Origin of the sequence: Pseudomonas sp. St316, assembly GCF_018325905.1 — a bacterium.
Classification (GTDB): domain Bacteria; phylum Pseudomonadota; class Gammaproteobacteria; order Pseudomonadales; family Pseudomonadaceae; genus Aquipseudomonas.
The window spans coordinates 4,227,870-4,246,706 of record NZ_AP021901.1; the positions used below are offsets into that span (position 1 = coordinate 4,227,870).

An 18,837-nucleotide genomic window follows, 5' to 3' on the forward strand; every position below is an offset into this window, starting at 1 on the left:
TTTACCTCCCGACAGCTGCAGGTTACTGGCGATGAGCCAGCCCTCATATTAAAGCACTTAATCGCCTCTAATTTTGTAGATGAATGTCCAGTACGAATCGGAGCAGTAAAAATCGTGCTCTCCATTATGGGGCTGTGAAGCGAAAGAGAGCACAGCAACAAAACGCCTCTGCTAGCTCACATCTTTCACTTACGGCTCTTACACCGTCAGCGAAAAACTTGCGTCGGGCGTGGGCCATGCAGCCGATTTCGGTGACCCCGAGGACAAGGCTGGCTTTGTAGCCGCCCTAGTCGTCGCAGACCAACTTGCCTTTCCAGTCGCCCAGGAAATTGCGGGCATGCTCGCCTGATCGACCAGGGCTGAAGTCGTACACCACTGCACTGATCGGGGCGGTGGTCGTCGTGGCATAGCCCCAGACATACGCCCGGTGGGTTTTCTTCTAGCCTGGTGCGAGCATTTGCACGGGAGTTTCGTCGACATGCACTACGTTGTGCTCAAGCACGACTACGCGTAGGGCATCGATCAATGGCTGCAATTGCACACCGCAAATACCGACCCTACTGGCCAGCGGGAACGAGCAATCGTAAGACCCGCACGCCCGAAGACTTGATCCTGGCGATACAGCGGCAAATGATCGGCGTATTACCATAACGAACGCCGGCAGTGTTGCGGGCGCTTGATCTCGATAAAGCGGTAGCCACTTACGAATCACGTTGGCATTGATGCCGTGACTGATCTGATGGCAACGCTGGATATGGTTGCGCCTGGTTGCAGGCATTCCTGGACAACCTGGGCTTTGAACGACTTGGGGTAAGAGTTTCGTTGGCGCATTAAGGGCTATCGCGTCCGCTTAAATAGGCGGACACCATCGCCCTTAATTCGGGAGCTCGGGAGGTGTGTTGGCTGTTCGCTTACGTTGCGAAGGACATCTACCGCCATAATTCTGCTGGTATGGCGATAGAAGACCTGTTCGACAGTTTGCAAGAATAGACCTAAGTGGCCTGCCCTTCGATGATAGCCGTAGCGATGTCGAGGCCCTTCAGTAGGTCTCTACGTGGCTTGCATTCCACGTACCCATTGATGACGATCGTTCGAATACGCTTCAGGGCGGAGAGTTGTTCCGGCTCCGTGGGGTATACGGAAGGTTCCCCGCCGTAGTAGGTATTGTCGAAGTCCTGGTTGCGGTCACCGTCCCGGTATTCCGAGTACATCCAGTTTTCGAGGGTAGAGCACCAAGTGCGAATCTTCTGATACGCCTTGAAGGGCATGGGCGAGATCATCAGACACTGAAGCTCTGCACCAACCGTTCTGTGATCTGCCCGGCTCAGTGGCGTCTCTGGACGCCAGAGCGATGGGTATCCAGCTTCACGGTGATATTCGACTGCACCTATACTGAAGCCGTAGGTGGTGCCAGGTCGAGCCCGCCGCGCAATGCCACTGGCCAACCTTTCCGGGCTGATGAACTGCGATCTGTAGGGCTCAGACGTGCCACCCCACGGCTGTTCCTCGGACGGCACCACCGCAATAGGCGACAGCCCTTCAAGTGCTACGGTGGTTTTACGTAGCAAGTGCTCTGAAGGGGATACCAGATGCGGTACCGCGTGATTTGGGTAGTACAGACCTGCCCAAGCTGGCTTGGTCAGATACAGAGTGTTATGCGTAATCCAAGCGGTGCGCGCTTCCACCGCCGGCTCGTTATTCACATGACCGTAAGGCTCGTCGAGCGCGACCCACATGCCCGACGTTGGGTCGATCCACAGCGAAACGTGATCCTTCGATGGAAAGCCTTCAAGCTGCTCAAGGGCTTGCAACTGCTTTTGAGAGGTTGCCGGGCGCAGCCCACTCACCTCCATGAATTGGAGCGAAAGCGCTGCGCGCACCAGCAGCTCCCACGCCCGCGCTTGGCTGCTCGTGTTGGAGATCATTTCCAGGTGATCGGGTGCTTCCTGCCGGAAACCCTCAAGGTTGCGCGCATACGTTGCCTGATGCTTCGACACGAAGTCGCTCATCGGACGAGGCAGGTAGACTTTCAGCGTTTCACAACCCGCCGAGCGAGGTGTGGTATCCGTGTTCCGCCAGTAAGCGCAGAGGAAGACTGGGTACCCGGTTTGTTTTACTTCTGAGAACCCTTCACTAGATGCCAATGCCTGCTGTGCCTGACGGTAGTCGCGATAGCCCATCTCGCGCGCAACGATATCGAGCGCCTCGGAGTGCTTTTGGCCAGGCACGCCAATTTTCTTGGCTCTTCTCTTGATCCCTTGGATAGTCTTCGGGAGGGTGTTGCTGAAGCTGATACGCTCGGGGAGCGAGGACAGAGTGCTCATAATTTTCTCCAACCCCATGATCAACGCCACCCGCCTACGTCTTACTGGGGCCGCTGAAAATCATGGCCTAGGAGATCGTGATATTACAGGTAGTGCCGTCTCCAGCTTTCACTGACGGGTGAGGTACGCCTACCTTGCGCAACTCAGAGGTTATCGATACAGAACTGGATTTGCAACTGCTCACCTGAATCTCGCCGACAAGCAAATTGCTTGCTCGATTTCCAGTAGTATTGACTAACCCGCCTCCTGCACTGCAGGCCTTTATGACAGGACACATGGATGTATTTGTCAGCACTCAAAATTCAGAATTTCCGTCAGTTTGGCGCCGAGCCAAACAACCTATTCATCGAATTCAACAAGGGTGTGACAGCCCTGGTTGGTGAGAACGACGCGGGGAAATCATCAGTCATCGATGCCCTGCGATTCGTTCTCCAGACGCGTGACGGAGAATATGTACGCATACAGCCTGAAGACTTCCACATCCCAGTTGAAGGACCCCAGGCGAGCCAGATCACGATCATTGCCAAATTTGCAGACCTATCCGTCGCGGATCAGGGGGCGCTGTCTGAGTACGTCACGTTTAATGGGAACGCTGCGGTCGTTTACATCCACTGGACAGCACGAAGGCTCTCGGACGACGTACTAGCACGTCGTTGGGTGGATATTGCTGTGCGCAGTGGTCACAGCGGCGGCGGCCCAAGCCTCGACACCAACGTCCGGCAGCTTCTGGCGGCTGCATACCTGCGCCCCCTTCGCGACGCCACGCGGGAAATGTCTCCGGGACGTGGATCCCGACTGTCGCAGGTACTCAAAAACTTCCCAAACATCAAGGGAGGTAGTGGATTCGATATCGATCGCCCGTTTGAAAATCCCGCATCGCTGAGCCTCACTGGATTGGCAGGTTACTTACGGCATTTGGTGAACCTGCACCCAGGTGTGGCTGCTGCAGAAGGCTCAATTAACGACAACTACCTGTCCCACCTTTCGCTTGAAGGTGATGAGCTACACGGGCGCATCAATTTCGTCGATGGTAGTTCCGAATCTGCTCGCCTCAGACAGATACTGGAACGCATGGAGCTGAGTCTTCTTGACCAAGGATCACAAGAAGCTCGTGGCGAGTATGGAATGGGCTCCAATAACCTGATGTTCATGGCCTGTGAGTTGCTGTTGCTGGGTAAGGAGCCTGACGGGCTTCCGCTGTTACTCATTGAGGAGCCCGAGGCACATCTCCATCCTCAGCGACAACTGCGCCTGATGGAGTTTTTGAGCGAATCAGCAAAGCCCAGAGTCGCCTCCCCCACTGTCGTTCAGGAAACGGTGAACAGTAAACGTGTTGAAGACTCTCTCCCGTGGAACGAAGGCTCCGGAACCCCGTCAACTGAGTCCTCTGGTCATCGCGGAACGGCTTCAGATGAGGGCAGCCAGGAAAGCGAAACGCGCCCGGTACAAGTCATCCTCACCACCCACAGTCCCAACCTCAGCTCCAAGATCGCCTTGGACAATCTAGTGCTGATGCACGGTCGCAAAGCTTATTCGCTCGGGAAGCAGCACACGAAGCTGGATGAAGGGGACTATCGCTTCCTCGCCCGTTTCCTGGACGTGACCAAGGCGAACTTGTTCTTCGCACGTGGGGTGCTCATCGTCGAGGGCGATGCTGAAGCCATCCTGTTGCCGGCGCTGGCGAAGCTGCTCGAAAAAGACTTAACCCGCCATGGGGTATCGGTCGTAAATGTAGGGGGCATTGGTCTTGGCCGCTATGCTCGAATCCTCCAACGTGCGACCCCTGGGGCTGGTGTTCTGAACATCCCCGTAGCCTGCGTCTCGGACATGGACGTCATGCCTGATTGCGCACCAGAAATTCTGGGTTTGGTGGAAGGTGCTGACGATCCGAAATGGGAAAATACTGGACAGAGAAAGTGGCGCGCAACGCGCGATTTTGGTGTCGATGATGAGAGTCAGGCTCTCGGCTTGGAGGAGCGACGCCGCCTGCGTAAAGCGAACGACGAGCAGAATGTAAAAACGTTCGTGGCGGGGCAATGGACGCTGGAATACGACTTGGCGTTCAGCGGCATGGCACGCGAAATGTTGATCGCCGCACGCCTAGCTGCAAAGGATGATGCGCTTCATGCCGGTCGGGAAACGCATGATCAGATCATCGAGCAGGCCATTGTTGAGTATGACGGCCTTCACAATTCGGACATGTCGCCTGAGCAAGTGAGCTCTACTGTCTATGCCCTGTTCCACCGCAAGGTCGCCTCAAAGGCCATCACTGCTCAGTACTTTGTCGATATTTTGGAGCAGCGTTATCAGAGGATCTTGGTGCCTCGCGAGGGTCTGGAGGAAAGACTCCCCGGCTACCTCCTTGAGGCGATCAACTATGTGACCTCTCGCTTGGAAGTGCCCCACGAACAGCACCAGCCATCGCAACAGCAATCTGAGCGGCAGACACCATGATCACGTTCCGTGACCTGGTGCCCGAAATCACCGACGAGGACATCAACTGGATCTCAGGACTTATGAAGCTTGAGGGCCTGGATGAGCAGCGCATGGCGTTTCTTAGGGCGCGAGAAACACTCGACGTATCGGCGTGCCCGGGAAGCGGTAAAACCACATTGCTTGTCGCCAAACTCGCCATCCTCGCCCGCAACTGGAAAAGCCGCACTCGTGGGATTTGCGTGTTATCCCACACCAACGTAGCCCGCGAGGAAATCGAGCAGCGCCTAGGCGACACTGATGTTGGCCGCCGGCTGCTGAGCTACCCCCACTACATCGACACGATTCATGGGTTCGTCAGGCGCTTCCTTGCCACGCCTTGGCTGCTCTCCGCGCAACACCGTTTTACCGCGATCGATGATGAGCTGACTCACCGGGTGCGCTCAAAATACATGTGGGAGGAACGAGAAGACAGGAGGATTCTGCGCGGTTTCCTAGGACATAGAACCTTCGATACCAAATTGCTCCGGTTAGCCAGTACAGACTTTTCCAATCCTCGCATTGGTGTCGCTCGGGGCAGCCTTCCGTGTGGCCCTGATGCTCAAAGCTATCAAATAATGGCGAGAGCGGTAGGAAAGGCAGCCCGGCAAGGTTACTTCTGCTACGACGAAATTTTCGTACTGGGCACCGCCCAGCTTAGTGAGCGGCCAAGCGTCACGGAGGGATTGAGGCACCGTTTTCCCTGCGTCTTCATCGACGAGATGCAAGATACCTCAGCGATGCAGAACGACTACCTGAGCGCTATTTTCCCCCGGGACAATTCAGGGATATGCGTGACGCGAGTTGGCGATCCCAACCAAGCGATTTTCGAATCGGACATCCACACCAATGGCAGTGACTTTCCGGATCGAAGCAGAGCAGTCGACATCTCCAGCAGCTTTCGCTTCGATGAGTCGATCGCGTTGCTGGCAAATCCCTTTGCTTTCCATGCTGTTGCAGACGGGCTTTCCGGGCGGCGCAGCGTGGGTGAGGAAGGGCCGCTCCGCCACACCATTTTTGTTTTCCCTGATGGTGACTGCAGCGGTGTACTGGATGCTTATGGGCATCTGGTTCTCCAAGAGCTCCCCGCTGACCTACGGGGCAAGGCCACAGTCTCGGCGATCGGCTATACCCATAGAGACTTCGATCCTATCGATGCCGACCCACTGCATTATCCAAAAACGGTCGGGCATTACTGGGAAGGCTATGACCGTAACGCAGGTTCGGGGGCATACCGCCCTCCGACGTTGATTGAGCGTATTCGTCAAGCGAAGCGTAATCTCGTTAAAGGCGATACCGCACACCATAGCGTTGAGGAAGTCGCCAAGGGGCTTCTCCACCTGGTGAACCTCACCAACCTCACCACCAAGATTAAGGTAGGGGCCCGGCAGCACGTCCAAGTTCAGCAACTTTTAACTAACCCAGAAGACTTGGCTACCTACCAACAACTGGTGGTTGAGCTGCTGTTCACATCCAACATCATCAGCACCGACAACTGGTCATCCTACGCACGCCGCTTCTCCAACTTGGCATCAGTGCTTGCTGGAGCGCATGAGCAACCCGAGACAGCACAGGGGTACCTTACTTGGGTAGCGGAAAGCGCAGAGGTTGTGCAGGAAGGGGCTGTACAGAATGCAGTGAATACCTTCCGAAGCACTCATGAAAATGACGTGGTGGACATCAAACTCGGCTCTATTCATTCGAGCAAGGGGCAGACCCACACTGCGACGCTTGTGCTTGAAACGTTCAACTACGAGCACTTCATCGCGAGTTTGCTGCCGTGGGCTGCCGGGCAAAACAGCCACGGCGGGGCTCGACCTGGAAAGAGAACTACCCAGCGCCTACTAGCCATGTATGTAGCGATGACACGCCCGACTCACCTGCTCTGCCTGGCAATCAGCAGACGAGCGCTCGGCGAGGGAGAAGCATTCGAAGCCAACTGCGTGCAGCTTCGCGAGCAGGGTTGGGACATCCAGCATTTGTAGCCGTCTGAGTGCCAAACCCTACCCATTCCGCGACAGAAATGACTAGCCTGCCTCAAACGCCTGAATCGCTCACTGGCTTCTTCCAACGCCATCTCAACCGGTCATCCTGATCCAGCACCCACAAGCCCGACCAGATCGCCAGCCAGAACTGAGCCGTCACCAGCCATCGGTTGCTCATGACCCACCCGATGGCCTTTGCACCCAAGCGCACCCATGGAGCAGCGTATTTCGGCCCGCCATCAGCTACGGGAACATACGTGCCGGAGTGGGAGTAGGTGCCAAACCATCGCCAATAAATTTCAAGCTCCTGCTTGGCAAATTTCACCGCATCCAAATTCCAATCCATGTCCCAGCGCTTAGACCACTGGGAGTTCCATGTCGACGTTTGGGTCAAGGTCTGGGTCAGACCATCCGGTATAAGGATGTTGCGGCCATCGCTCAGTTCGACACTGCAGTGGCGAAGGCGGTAGGTATCTAAAGAGAACCGTACCCTGTCATTCGTCACGTCGATAAGCTCACACACCGGCTGGTTATTCAATTTGAAGATGGCCGGTGTCGTGTCCACGTCAACTGCGATGATCCTGTCCTGGTATTTCACCCCCATACCCCGACCTTCAAACACACATTCGAAGCGGCTTACTGTGCCTTGCTTCGCTCTCAAAGCGATTTTGGATTCCTGAGGCTGCGCGTCAGTGGATTCTGCAAGATAAACGCTGTACTCCAAGTGCTCGCCAAGCGGCTCCCAAAACGAACCTAACCCATGCTTGCTCGTCCAGCGACGATGAGAATGGAGGTAGGTTTTATAGAACAAAGCCTTTTCGACCTTTCTCCAACACCATCCAGCCACAAATCCTACGATTCCCCAAGGGACTGATAGGGTCATTCACTTTTCCTTTGTTTAAACGTTGCACGGCGGTGATCGTATATCTGTGCATTACCGTCCTGGAACGACGCGCTACCCACATGCGGCACTGAAGAGGTTATGGGGGCCGACGAAAAAAAATGCAATCTGCGTGATTTTGCAGGCTCTACCGCCTTCACGCGAACAATGCGCCAGTGGACGAAGGACGGGTTGTAAATGCGTGAAGAAAAGAAGACCATCGATGGCCTAAAGCCATTACCACGTTGCAAGGAAGCTCTGCATGCAAGCCAAAACACTCAAATCCCTCATTGCCGATCATGGCGTCTCCTTCGACGCCGCTACCATAATGAACGCGCTCGTGAAAACCGGGCATGCCGAGGTGTTCCAGTATCCAAGCACGACAGGTAGCGGAGTGATGAAATCATTCAAGCGACTCACGGCTCAAGCAGAGCACCTCGGAATCAATAAAGCGTCAATGGGCCACCCGTTCAAAACTGAGCCAAAATTCTACGCCGGAACCTTCGTCGAACTGCTCAATGTGGTGGTACGTCAACTCCATGAGGAAACAACTGCGCTCGCAGCCGCACCTACAGGGCTAGAGGCCATTTAACTGCGGCGCCCCAAGGGGGCGCCAATGATTGACACCGTACACAATACGCACCTCGTCAAGGCCCACGAACTTCATAGGTAACGCTACCGATCTTGAAAGCTTGGTGCTGTTGTTTGGCAGAGCCTACGGATATATCGAATCGCTCCGTGACACCAAGATTTTGCCCCACGCAGCGTTTGCAAACATGGAGAAGCAAGCGCGGGCGAATTTCGAAACGATCAATACCCGGCTAGCAGCCAACGCCCGAAGGCCTGATCTCGTCGCCCCATCGTGGAAAGCGAAAGAGTAAGGCCAGGCCAGGATCCATATCTAAAGGGGAGATCGGTGAACGCATTACAGGCCGTCAGCAAGGCGCTTCAGATGAAGCTTGCAGCCTTTCAAAAAAATCCTCAGGACGAGGATGAAGAATACCTGCGCGGAGCAGCGCTCCTCGCAATCGATATAGGAATCATGATGAATGCTCCAGCGCTCATAACCGAAGCACAGCACGTGATCAGCTGGATTGAGGAATGGACTGTTGAGCAGTTGAATGAGCATGCGGTCGAGATGGAAGAAAGCCATCGGGCTTGGGAAAAAAGCCGAGAGCCTTTGTACGAGGCGAATCGATTGGCAAAAGCAATTGTAGGCCGCGAGTACAATGACCCCCGATGGATCGGGCTCGTAGACGCGTACCGCGAGGCTTTCCCCACATTCATCGTACGCAATTCCGTGTTGGCGCGGCTTGGCCCCACACAGATGGCATTCCGACTCCGCGAATTACTAAGCAAAGCCATTCAAGAAAAAAAACTTGGCCGAACACCGACTGAGCCCGACATGCAGGAATGCTTACCTGAAGCCAAAGCCCGACTTCAAACCCAGACACTGAGCTATCTAGAGCGGGCGCTGCCAGGCTTCGATTTCAACGGCCATCCAATTCTTGAGCAATAGTCAGAAGCGTGAGCTGACACCACACGTTATTCAAGGGGAAAACATGAGCGTCGAGCAGAACGGATTTCGAGAGGTTTTCAACTTAGAGCACCACCTCACCTCTGAGGGAGGGTTTACAATTGGCCCCTACCGAATCACCGTGAACAGGGAACTCATTGAGCCCGATTTTGCCCGGTCACAACGGCTCGTATTTGGTAGTACTTTCAAATCGTCCGGGTTAAAGCACACCGTCACGGAAGAGCCAGGCAGTTCTGGCGCTTGGAGCGTAACGGCTGCCGTGGGCGAGCACGAGGGTTTAGATCAAGCGTCCGTGCTCCAACCCAAAAATCCATGGGTGGATGGAGCCTACGACCTGTCCGTCATCCTTTCGCTTCTCACCGGACGCCATGTGCGGATAGGAAACGATGTTGAACCCTATCTGACTGTCTCTGCTGGTTTGGCTCTAACCAGTAAAAACTTTTTCCGCACTCATCCGGTGATCGATTGGTCATTGCTTCCCGTCTTACAAGCAGCGGGTGCCGGAGAAGCGATGGAAGCGGTGATGCTGGCAATGACAAGCGGCAATGTAGCCGTGAAGATCGCGATGGCATCGGCGGCGCTCGACGGGATGAACACCAAATGGTTTAGCACCTCTGATACCAATCGCTATACCAAGGAAGTAAAAGAGACGGTCAAGGCTGCAGCGCAGGCCTTTAAAGCCCATCTGGAAACAGCACGTGTAAGGCAGGATCTCATCGAAGACATAATGCCCCGCCTAGGTAACGTTGCGAATGAGTCGGCGCTCGCTAAGCTCACAGCGTTCTTGAAGGCCGGTGGCATGTATCCGGAAAATCCTGATGACGAAGCTCCGAAACGGCTCCAATGGCTGAACAAGCTTCGAAATGCTATTGCGCATTCAGGCTCGATTAAGCTCGACATTGCGGAAACCCCTGAGGTGTCCATCCGGGTAGCGGGCGCTGTAGCGCTGCTACTCCAAGACATCTGCCGGATTTACATTGCGAAGTACCTGCTCAAGATCGCGGATCCGGGTGTTGATGAAGCGCAGCGGGCCGTGATGACCTTTTTCCTGAGTGGAAAGTACAATGGCCAAGACATCCTTACGGAGGACTATGAGGCCTACCGATTGCGGTTGATCGACCACTACGAAGAGTTTGGCAATATCGACCTCTGAAGCCAAGCTTGCTCGGGGAGGGCCAAAAGCTCTCCCCGCGTATAACTATTTCCTCGGGGCCTCACTTGCCCTTGCTAGGGAGCTGAGAGAACACTTCGCCCATTTGAGCCAAGGATTCAACCAATGATTCCAGCATCTGACGACCTTGCACAACGGGATCTGCCAGTTGATCGACGCCGACGAGGCCAAACGCCTTGGTGAACTCGGAAGAAGGTAGATGAGCGTCTGCCTGCCTGAGCTCATTGATACCCACCAGCACCTTGGTTATTGACCTCGCCTGCTCAAGGGTCAAGCCCATTTGCACCGTTGCCTCCAAGTGCTTGACCGAACCGGCCTTCATACCCTTGGGGGTCGGCGCGAGCGCTGACAAGGCGTCTCCATCCAAGGACTCTACCGTCACCCTGGCAAGATCTTTGGCCAGTTCGAGCACACCGGTATTTTCCAGAGCCCGGAAACGGTGAATACGACGGAAAATTTCATCCAGAGCGTGATGCGAACCAAATAGCTGTTTCCCGGTTAATTTTAGGAACACAGCGTTGAGATCGTCATAGACTGGACGCAGCTGCATTTCCGGAGCTTTGGTGGATGCCGGCTTGGCATTAGCCTGAGATGCCAGCAACTCAGCTGATACGCCACCATCTGGCACCAAGTTTGCGCCAGCCCATACGCGCTGCTGCCAAAGCGGAAGCTGCCCGATGTCTTTGGCATACACGTTGATCAGACCCAGCTCATTGAGACCAAAATGGACGCTGTGTCCGGATGAGATGCCGATGATACCGGTGTCTCGGGTAAACCATCTCAGTGAAGATCCACGATAGCTCCCAAGAAGAGCGGTAACGTTTGGCCGGAACCACAGCCAACGGCCACAGTGTTCCAGCTCATCACCATTCAGACGCTCCCCTGAGCCATCCACGGCAAAGTCCACCTTGGCGAGCGGGGACTCCCCTTGTACTCGCTCACTGACCCGCCCTGGCTCTACGACTTCAGTTTTCCAAAGCGAACCACTCAGGTCGTACAGCTTTCTTCCTTGGTGCTGGATCGACCATGTTTTCGAAACCACGGAATCATCATCTGGGAGCCCCAGGACGGGGACTTCGTCATCCTCGTCAACGTCCGTGCGAGAAGCATAGAAAACCCCCGTAGAGGAACCGTAGGGCATCCCGCCTTCGTGAATTGCCCGGCTGACGCCCTCCCACTTGTTCCCATCTTTCACTTCCTCCACAACCGCCATAGCCCATTTGACATGAGAGGCGTCCGCCACGATTTGCCGGCGGCTCCGGTAGCTCGAAATCAGCAGATACATCCCCCGTGCCTTTAGGTAGTCACGAAGATGCTCGGTACGCACATCCAGCCGAACAGGACGATCATGCTCGTCACGCACCAACCTCACGACCTCCTGAAAGCCCTCAATGGGTCGTAGCCAGATGTCACCCTGGCGCTGCAAGCCTAAAGAAACGACAAAGTCCTGGTGCAAATGCCACTCAGTGGGCGCTTCACTGTCAAAACTCTGCTCAATCACAAGTCCGGTGCCTATCGCATCCCCACGGTGGCTACCCCAATCACCTGCCCAATGGTAGGTCGTGATTTTCTCAGGCTCTGCCCGCTCAAAAGGTTCAGGTCGAGTTACCAGGGTTGCCAGCTCTGCGGGCTCAAGCTCCGCTGCCTGCACACGTAAGGTGAGATTCAAATTTGTAAAAGGCACGCGAAAAGAAACAAGTGGCTTGCCCTGCCCGACCTCAGCCGGCTTGGTATCCTCTAAAGACCCGCCGGCATCAGCTACACTCGCCGACCCATTACGCTCTGGCCAGACGTAATCTGTCACCTCGCCACCGATAAAGGTGTTCCCACCGAGGTCACCCCAGTCCAACTCACGGATCTGTTCTCGGTGCCCAAGATCAAACATCACCGAGCTGACACCGAAATACTCCTCGAGGTAGCCTTCGCGACCATACTCACCTTCTTTGCTGAGCACCGAGCTTGCACGAAGCGTAATCCAAACCTTGTCTGCGACAGACGCCTTTCGGATCTTGGCCATCTCGAACCAGGTCTGCGGCTTGCGCACCGCTGTCTTGGGTATCACTCCCAGTGCTGCACTGGCTACGGGTAGATCTTTCAACACCAGGACCACAGCCATCTCGCGCGAGTGATCGATTGCGGCCAGCTGCTCGCGCAACATTTGACGTATCTCCTCAGTCGGAATTAGCTGGTCGATAGCGTCAACAGAAAAGAAGGCGCCTGGATTCTCGAGCCCGTTCGTATCGGAATGCCAAAGGACGAAGCTCGGGCCTTGCGCAATAATCTCATCAGTGCGGCTGAGATCAGTCCAGACGGTGCGCCAGTGATTCAGAATTATCTCGACCTGATCATCCTGGCTATCGGCCTCATGCCCATTATCAGGGGCTTCTGTCGCTATCTCACATCCTTGATGCTTCTCCATCTGCCCCTCTCACATGCGCGGCCTTTAATCAGGCAAGAATTAAAACACGAGCTGTGATAGGCCTTGTAGAGCCTTTTTTTGATTTCCAATCTGGCTTGGAGCGGCGGGAGACGGAGTTGGTAGCCTTGACCAGCAGAATCCACCCCAAACGTGACCTGCGCCACCGCCAGACAACCCGAGATTCAGTGGCAAGCCCTGCCACTTCCCCGAAGATGGAACATTATCTCGGACCCAGGGCCCCGCAGACGATCTGCACGGTAAATTCGAAATTATCCGTAGTGAGCCTATCGATTGGCGAACGCCCCTTCAGTCGCTCATGGGGCTCACAGACCGTCCGATAAAGCCTCCAAGCATCGATATCCGGAAACCGCGCCAACGCAGCAATTACCAACTTGTGCCGCAGTGGATCAAGCTGCCAATCAGGAATGCGCTGACCGCGATTCCCCAGGCTCAGAGACAGCAGGCGCCGAGCCTTGATATCGCGGTTGATTTGATCTCGGGATTTGCCTGCCAGCTTGGCGAAGACAAGCAGCGGCAGATTACTCGAAGCTTCATAGATGGCGAGCATCTCGGCGCGCTGACGTTGTATGTCTGATACTTGGGGTTCGCGCAGCTGTTCAATCTGCGTTGGAGCAAGTAGGACAGGTGAATACTGAGCCGCGTTAAGGACCGGCTCGTTGCTGACGGACGTTTTGGAGGCTGGGACCGTCGTCGCTGGGAAGCCACGGCTGTACAGAACTGCGTTTGCGTTCGCGTTTTCCAACGAAGGTAACGAAGCTGCACCTTCTAAACGAATAGTAAGCGGAGAGCTAGCAGCTTTCAGCTGGCCCTGCCCCCACAGATCCAGGCGATTCGCCCAATCCTGCATCATCGTCCGGCGCTGCTCGACGTATTCCGCGTGATTGTAGGCCGCGCTCACCTTATCCGGATCAGCATGAGAAAGCTGAGCATCCACCCAAACCTTCGGATACCCGATCTCATTCAGCGCCGTCGAGATCGTCGCCCTCATGCCATGGCCGGTGAGTTGATCGGCGTACCCCATCCGACGTAACGCGCCATTCAGCGTGTTCTCACTGATGCGCTTGCTCAGGTCGCTTCGATGCGCAAACAAGTAGCGCTGTGCGGGAACAACCTGGTCCAACAAACGACGCACGATTTCCAGAGCCTGAACCGACAACGGCACGATATAAGGCGGTACATTTTGGGTCTGCTTACCTGGCTTTCGCATGGCTAGCTGGAGCTGTTTCACCACCTCCGCGGGTATCACCCACAACCGCTTCTCCAGATCGAACTGGTCGGGTGTCGCCAACCGCAATTCGCCCGTGCGGACACCGGTCAGCAACAACAACCGAAGGCCAAGCCGAGTTTGGTTGGCGCCACCGTAGTTTCGAAGAGCAGCCATCAATGCCGGAAGCTCATCCATTCGGAGAAATGGATTGTGCGTCACGGGAGGTTTGGGAAGTGCGACCACATCAAGATCTGAAGCCGGGTTGTGTTCCAGCCCCTCGACCTTCACCAGCGCATATCGGAACAATTGGTTGAACCAGGTCCGACATTTTTCGGCTGTCGTTAAGGCCTTGCGCTGTTCGATCCTGCTCAGTAAATCCAGCAGATCGTGACGACTGATATCATAGACAGACCGTCCGCTCAGTACGGGCAGGACGTCTTTATTGAAGATTCTCAAGATCTGCGAGAGCGTGCTCTGGCGCCCTTCCTTCAGGCTTAGCCTGCGGAACTCCACCCACTGATTGAACACGGCCTCGAAGGTATGCTCTGTCGCAAAACGAACAGCAAGCCGTTGTTGTTTTCGATGCTCATAGGGGTTGACGCCTTGGGCAACCAAGGCGCGCGCATCGTCACGTCGTGTACGCGCTTCTTTGAGGGAGATTTGTGGGTAACAACCCAAGGACATGCGCTTCTGCTTGCCTGCCCAGTAGTAGCGGAAGAGCCAGACTTTTCCGCCGCTGGCCGTCACATTGAGTGTGAGACCATCACTGTCGCCGAGGGTGTAGTCGTTACCGGTGATTCGGGCATGCCGAACTGTCATTTCTGAGAGTGCCATCGCTAGCTCCTGAACAGAGTCAGGGCCAGATGCTCATCTCGCTACACAATCTGCTCCAGCATTAAACCGATTCAGTGCTCGTCAGAATCCTGGACTCAATTCTGGACTTACACGCACCGGATAGTGCTGGATTTCGGTGGTTCCCGCTGGAACGAAAAAAGGGCCTAAAGGCCCTGATTTCAATCACTTACAGAATTCAGTGGAACTCTGTAGCGCAATATTTGGAGCGGGAAACGAGACTCGAACTCGCGACCCCGACCTTGGCAAGGTCGTGCTCTACCAACTGAGCTATTCCCGCGTCTTGGTGTGGCGCATTCTATAGATTCAGATTACGCCGTCAACCCTTTGATTCAAAAAAGTTTTATTTCGGGTCTACGTCGGTTCGCAGATGCGGCCAGGCGGCGCGCAGGTATTGGACCATCGACCACAGCGTCAGGCCGGCGGAAACCAGCAGCAATGCATAGCCCAACAGCACCCAGAAGCTGAAGTCCGAAGGGTTGGCCAGGAGGATCACCAGCGCCAACATTTGCGCGGCGGTTTTCCATTTGCCCAGGTTCGACACGGCCACTTGCGCGCGCGCACCCAGCTCGGCCATCCATTCGCGCAGGGCCGAGACGACGATTTCGCGCCCGATGATCACCGCCGCCGGCAGGGTCAGCCAGAGGTTGCCGTGTTCCTGCACCAGCAGCACCAGGGCCACCGCGACCATCAGCTTGTCGGCCACAGGATCTAGGAAGGCACCGAACGGCGTGCTCTGCTCCAGACGGCGGGCCAGGTAACCATCGAGCCAGTCCGTCGCGGCGGCGAAGGCGAAGACCGAGGCGGAGGCCGCGTAGCTCCAGTGGTACGGCAAATAGAACAGCAATATGAAGATCGGGATGAGCAGGACGCGTAGGACGGTAATCAGATTTGGGATATTCATCGGCACAACTGGCTGCGAGGTTGACGGGCATTCTACTCGCTGTGCAGGTTTGCATAAATCGACTCAGCGAGCTTTTTACTGATACCGGGTGCTTTGGCTATCTCCTCGATGCTGGCACGAGACAGTTCCTGCAATCCACCAAAATGTTTCAACAAGTCGCGGCGGCGTGTCGGGCCGACGCCTGCCACACCTTCCAGTGTAGACGTACGGCGCGTCTTGCCACGGCGAGCACGGTGCCCGGTGATGGCGAAACGGTGGGCTTCGTCGCGGATCTGCTGGATCAGGTGCAGCGCTGGCGAATCGCCCTTGAGGGTGAACTCGTGGGCGGCATCGTTCAGGTACAAGGTCTCGAAGCCGGCCTTGCGCGTCGCGCCCTTGGCCACGCCCAGCAGGATCAGGTCGGGCACCATCAGCTCATTGAGCACATCGCGGGCCATGGACAACTGGCCCTTGCCGCCGTCCACCAGGAGGATGTCTGGCAACTTGCCCTCCCCGTCCTTGACCTTGCCGAAGCGCCGCATCAACGCTTGATGCATCGCCGCGTAGTCATCGCCGGGCGTGACGCCTTCGATGTTGTACCGGCGGTAATCGGACTTGATCGGGCCTTCCGGACCGAACACTACGCAGGACGCCACCGTTGCCTCGCCACTGGAATGACTGATGTCGTAGCACTCCAGCCGCTGCGGCGGCTCGTCCAGGTTAAGGACATCGGCCAGGGCATCGAACCGCGCCGCCACGTGCTGGCGGTTGGCCAGGCGCGCACCCAAGGCCTGTTCGGCGTTGGTCACGGCCAGTTGCTGCCAACGGGCACGGGTGCCACGAACGCGGTGGCTGATGGTCAGTTCACGACCGCGAAGCTTGTCGATGGCTTCGATCAGGGCCGGAAAATCCTCGTGGACCACGTTGACGATCAACTCGGCAGGCAAGTCGCGTTCCGGGCTGCTGATGTAGTACTGGCCCAGGAAAGCCGCCATGACCTCAGCCACGTCCTCCTCGATACCCACTTGGGGAAAGAAGTTCTTGCTGCCCAGCACCCGACCGCCCCGTACGCTGATCAAATGCACGCAAGCGCCGCCCGGGTTGATGAACGCGGCGATCACATCGACATCACCGCTGCCACCTTCCATGCTTTGCTGGTCCTGAACGCGGCGCAACAGGCCAATCTGGTCGCGCAACTCGGCGGCCCGTTCGAACTCAAGATTAACCGCCGCGTCTTCCATGGCTGCCGACAGTTCATCGGTCAGCGCGTTGCTGCGGCCCTCCAGGAACATCACTGAGTGACGCACGTCTTCGGCATAGACCTGCGGCTCGACAAACCCCACGCAAGGTGCCTTGCAGCGCTTGATCTGGTATTGCAGGCAAGGCCGGGTGCGGTTCTTGTAGTAGCTGTCTTCACACTGGCGAACGAAAAAAGTCTTTTGCAGCAGGCTGAGGCTTTCACGAATCGCCCCGGCGCTGGGGTAAGGACCGAAATAGCGTCCCTTGGCTTTCTTCGCCCCTCGATGAATGCTCAGGCGCGGGAACGCCCCGTCGGACAGAAACACGTACGGGTAGGATTTGTCGTCGCGCAGCAGGATGTTGTACGGCGGGCGCCATTCCTTGATCAGCGTCTGCTCAAGCAGCAGCGCCTCGGTTTCATTGGCGGTGATCGTTGTTTCGACTTGGGCGATGCGCCCCACCAGGGCGGCGGTCTTCGGCGCGAGACCGGTTTTGCGGAAGTAACTGGCCAGGCGTTTCTTGAGATTCTTGGCCTTGCCGACATAAAGCAGGCGCGCGTCGCTGTCGAACATGCGGTACACGCCGGGGCGGCCACTGCATGTAGACAGGAAAGCGCTTGGATCAAACAATTCAGTCATTATCAGGCGCTGGCATCGACCATGCCGTGGCGCACCGCCAACAGTGTCAATTCGACGTCACTGCTGATCGAAAGCTTCTCGAAGATACGGTAACGGTAGGTGTTGACGGTTTTAGGCGACAGGCACAGCTTGTCGGAGATGATCTGCACCTTCTGGCAACCGACAATCATCAGGGCAATCTGGATTTCCCGTTCCGACAGCGCATCGAAGGGCGAATCGTTGGTCGGTTGGAACGACTTGATCGCCAATTGCTGGGCGATTTGCGGGCTGATGTAGCGTTGCCCGGCAAAAACCAGACGAATGGCCTGGACCATCTCGTTCAAGCCCGCGCCCTTGGTTAGGTAACCCGCCGCGCCCGCCTGCAACAGCCGGGTTGGGAACGGATCCTCTTCGCAGACGGTTACCGCGACCACTTTGATGTCCGGGTGACTGCGCAGCAGCTTGCGCGTGGCTTCAAGGCCGCCGATGCCGGGCATCTTGACGTCCATCAATACCACGTCGGGTTTCAATTCACGCGCCTTGATCAGGGATTCTTCCCCGGATTCAGCCTGGCCAACTACCTGCAGGCCGTCGATGTCAGCCAGCATTCGTGTAATGCCCGTACGGACGAGATCATGGTCATCGACCACTAACACCCTAATCAAGCAGACACCTCACGATTTGGTCTTATTTGGATTGCACAACACCTTAGCAAAAAGCATCCGGTAGACCTAGCGCAAAGGGACAGATAAAAGTTACAACACATCTTAAGCGGCACGCCATCCGAGGCCTCAAGCACCGACGTCTCGCTGCATCCTCAGGAAACATTCATCCTCGCCCACGACACGCAGGCCCATGCGTTCGTACAACACCCTGGCCGGATTATCCTTGAACACCGTCAGGCGCAGCGCCGGCCGACGCTCCAGCCCTACCAGGTCCCAAACCTGTCCGATCGCCCAGGTACCGGCGCCCTGCCCACGGAATGCCTCGTCGATCTGCAGCTCCCGGATGTACAACGCCCGGGCATCACGACTGAGGCTGACGAAGCCCAGCGCCTGGCCGGCACGGCTGATTATCCAGCTCTGGCGGATGATCCAGGCCAGGTCGAACGCTTCATCCTGCCAGAGCAAATCATGCTTGAGGTAATAGGCAAGCATGTTGTCGCAGGTCAGCTGCCGGGCGAAGTCGATGTCCCCGGCCGTTGCGGCACGCCACTCGAAGCTCATGAAC

Annotated in this window: 14 protein-coding genes, 1 tRNA gene and 1 pseudogene; 5 read left to right on the forward strand and 11 right to left on the reverse strand. The window is 56.2% G+C overall.

The window, feature by feature from the left end; genetic code table 11:
• Positions 1-211: 211 nt before the first annotated feature.
• From KI237_RS18640 to KI237_RS18650, 3 genes and pseudogenes are all read right to left on the reverse strand, one after another.
• Positions 212-642, reverse strand: a pseudogene (locus KI237_RS18640) (IS66 family transposase); the annotation flags it as partial.
• A gap of 66 nt (positions 643-708) precedes the next feature.
• The gene (locus KI237_RS31100) at positions 709-831 is read right to left on the reverse strand and encodes a transposase (protein WP_212796495.1); all 123 of its coding nucleotides are present in this window, start codon (positions 829-831) and stop codon (positions 709-711) included.
• Between the two features lie 161 nt (positions 832-992).
• Positions 993-2,324: a DUF5623 domain-containing protein gene (locus KI237_RS18650; protein WP_249410638.1), complete on the reverse strand. Its 1,332-nt coding sequence runs from the start codon at positions 2,322-2,324 to the stop codon at positions 993-995.
• 279 nt (positions 2,325-2,603) lie between these two features.
• On the opposite strand from KI237_RS18650, the gene KI237_RS18655 reads away from it, so the two are divergent.
• Together KI237_RS18655 and KI237_RS18660 are read left to right on the forward strand one after the other, a co-directional pair.
• Entirely contained in the window at positions 2,604-4,778 is a 2,175-nt protein-coding gene (locus KI237_RS18655; protein ID WP_212796497.1) for an ATP-dependent nuclease, read from the forward strand.
• Complete coding sequence (locus tag KI237_RS18660) at positions 4,775-6,781, forward strand: UvrD-helicase domain-containing protein (protein WP_212796498.1); 2,007 nt, start codon at positions 4,775-4,777, stop codon at positions 6,779-6,781. The genes KI237_RS18655 and KI237_RS18660 overlap by 4 nt, the downstream gene beginning before the upstream one ends.
• A gap of 52 nt (positions 6,782-6,833) precedes the next feature.
• Here KI237_RS18660 and KI237_RS18665 read toward each other — a convergent pair whose 3' ends face one another.
• A complete protein-coding gene (locus KI237_RS18665) occupies positions 6,834-7,664 on the reverse strand; it encodes a hypothetical protein (RefSeq protein WP_212796499.1) in 831 nt (276 codons plus the stop codon).
• A 259-nt stretch (positions 7,665-7,923) separates the two neighbouring features.
• Between KI237_RS18665 and KI237_RS18670 the strand changes: the two genes are divergently transcribed.
• The 3 genes from KI237_RS18670 (at position 7,924) to KI237_RS18680 (ending at position 10,351) form a co-directional block, all read left to right on the forward strand.
• On the forward strand, positions 7,924-8,253 hold the full coding sequence (locus KI237_RS18670) for a hypothetical protein (protein WP_212796500.1): 330 nt from the start codon (positions 7,924-7,926) through the stop codon (positions 8,251-8,253).
• Between the two features lie 324 nt (positions 8,254-8,577).
• Positions 8,578-9,180 carry a hypothetical protein gene (locus KI237_RS18675; RefSeq protein ID WP_212796501.1) on the forward strand — a complete coding sequence of 201 codons (603 nt, stop codon included), beginning with the start codon at positions 8,578-8,580 and terminating at the stop codon, positions 9,178-9,180.
• 43 nt (positions 9,181-9,223) lie between these two features.
• A complete protein-coding gene (locus KI237_RS18680) occupies positions 9,224-10,351 on the forward strand; it encodes a hypothetical protein (RefSeq protein WP_212796502.1) in 1,128 nt (375 codons plus the stop codon).
• A 61-nt stretch (positions 10,352-10,412) separates the two neighbouring features.
• On the opposite strand, the gene KI237_RS18685 is transcribed toward KI237_RS18680, so the two are convergent.
• The 7 genes from KI237_RS18685 to KI237_RS18715 all read right to left on the reverse strand — a co-directional run bounded on the left by KI237_RS18685 (position 10,413) and on the right by KI237_RS18715 (position 18,833).
• Entirely contained in the window at positions 10,413-12,788 is a 2,376-nt protein-coding gene (locus tag KI237_RS18685) for a hypothetical protein (protein ID WP_212796503.1), read from the reverse strand.
• A 220-nt stretch (positions 12,789-13,008) separates the two neighbouring features.
• Complete coding sequence (locus KI237_RS18690) at positions 13,009-14,850, reverse strand: tyrosine-type recombinase/integrase (protein ID WP_212796504.1); 1,842 nt, start codon at positions 14,848-14,850, stop codon at positions 13,009-13,011.
• 222 nt (positions 14,851-15,072) lie between these two features.
• A tRNA-Gly gene (locus KI237_RS18695) sits at positions 15,073-15,148 on the reverse strand.
• A gap of 63 nt (positions 15,149-15,211) precedes the next feature.
• Complete coding sequence (pgsA, locus tag KI237_RS18700; RefSeq protein WP_042727903.1) at positions 15,212-15,772, reverse strand: CDP-diacylglycerol--glycerol-3-phosphate 3-phosphatidyltransferase; 561 nt, start codon at positions 15,770-15,772, stop codon at positions 15,212-15,214.
• A gap of 32 nt (positions 15,773-15,804) precedes the next feature.
• Positions 15,805-17,628: an excinuclease ABC subunit UvrC gene (gene uvrC / locus KI237_RS18705; RefSeq protein WP_212796505.1), complete on the reverse strand. Its 1,824-nt coding sequence runs from the start codon at positions 17,626-17,628 to the stop codon at positions 15,805-15,807.
• Positions 17,629-17,630: 2 nt separating this feature from the next.
• Complete coding sequence (gene gacA / locus KI237_RS18710) at positions 17,631-18,272, reverse strand: response regulator transcription factor GacA (protein WP_003200277.1); 642 nt, start codon at positions 18,270-18,272, stop codon at positions 17,631-17,633.
• 126 nt (positions 18,273-18,398) lie between these two features.
• Positions 18,399-18,833 (reverse strand): GNAT family N-acetyltransferase, encoded by a 435-nt coding sequence (locus tag KI237_RS18715; protein ID WP_212796506.1) that lies wholly within the window; start codon positions 18,831-18,833, stop codon positions 18,399-18,401.
• Positions 18,834-18,837 lie beyond the last annotated feature (4 nt).